Origin of the sequence: Nocardioides malaquae, assembly GCF_015070385.1 — a bacterium.
Taxonomy (GTDB): Bacteria; Actinomycetota; Actinomycetes; order Propionibacteriales; family Nocardioidaceae; genus Nocardioides; species Nocardioides malaquae.
In genome coordinates this window covers 1-288 of sequence record NZ_JADCSA010000260.1, presented here as the reverse complement: position 1 = coordinate 288, position 288 = coordinate 1, and the positions used below count along the sequence as shown (strand labels likewise).

1 protein-coding gene is annotated in these 288 nt (G+C 46.9%); it reads left to right on the top strand.

Going from position 1 to position 288, the window contains the following annotated elements; translation table 11 throughout:
* Positions 1 to 288, top strand: a 288-nt coding sequence (locus IEQ44_RS15695; RefSeq protein WP_498371225.1) for a family 4 glycosyl hydrolase, incomplete at both ends; no start/stop codon positions are given.

Genomic DNA, 288 nt, shown 5'->3' with positions numbered 1-288 from the left:
ACCGAAACTGGATATTATTTTCGATCTCTGCCAACGGATGATTGATAACGCTGGCGTCCCGATGAAGCTTTATAAAACGCTGGATCGCCGCGAAGCATTGAAAGATGCTGATTTCGTTACTACCCAACTGCGCGTTGGCCAATTACCGGCGCGTGAACTGGATGAACGTATTCCATTAAGTCATGGTTATCTTGGTCAGGAAACCAACGGCGCGGGCGGTTTGTTTAAAGGTCTGCGTACCATTCCGGTGATTTTTGACATCGTAAAAGATGTCGAAGAACTTTGTCC